Source organism: Blastopirellula marina (assembly GCF_002967715.1).
GTDB lineage: Bacteria > Planctomycetota > Planctomycetia > Pirellulales > Pirellulaceae > Bremerella > Bremerella marina_B.
In genome coordinates this window covers 1-645 of the sequence record NZ_PUIA01000044.1, presented here as the reverse complement: position 1 = coordinate 645, position 645 = coordinate 1, and the positions used below count along the sequence as shown (strand labels likewise).

Sequence of the window (645 nt, the reverse complement as noted above, 5' to 3'; positions counted from 1 at the left end):
ACGGGAAATTGCCCGCTTCCCTTGCTAATCTGAGACTGCCGGCGCCCAACGATCCGCTGACAGGTGAGCCATTTGTCTACCAGCGAGATGGCGACAAAGCGATCCTCAGAATGGCGCCGGTCAACGAAAAACTAGACGCCTTCGAGGATCATCTCGAACTGGAACTGATCGCCCAATAGCCAACCTATCGGGCGATCCCCCTGACGAAGAGATCCGGCTAAGCGATCTCGACTATTCCGATTTTCCATCCGGCTGCTCCGCCGTGATCGCCATCACGATCGGCGCGCTTTGATGGCGGCCTTTCACCAGTTCGATCTCGGCGATCTCTTCGGTCGGGCGTTTCGGCTCGACCTTGATGTACCGCATCTGCTGGCCGCCGTCGAAGGCGAAGGCGAACTTCGAGTCAGGGACGTCGGACTTGCGGACGTAATCGGCGAAGTGTCGAGCATTTTTCAGCTCAACGTCTTCGGTCTGGCCGTCGGCGTAGTGAATACGAACGATCATCGCCGTGGCCGGGTTCTTGTCGTACGGCGCTCCCCAGCCGCTGATTCCGCTGAGCAGGTGGATCGCTTTGGCCGGAGCATGCAGCGGCAAGGTGACCGATGTCGGCATCGAAGCGGGGCCAGGGGCGTTTGGGCTTCGCAG

At 59.8% G+C, this 645-nt stretch carries 1 protein-coding gene; it reads right to left on the bottom strand.

What is annotated here, in order from left to right:
- Window positions 1–231 precede the first annotated feature (231 nt).
- Window positions 232–645: hypothetical protein (locus C5Y96_RS16005; RefSeq protein ID WP_146115686.1), on the bottom strand; the 414-nt coding region annotated here is incomplete at its 5' end.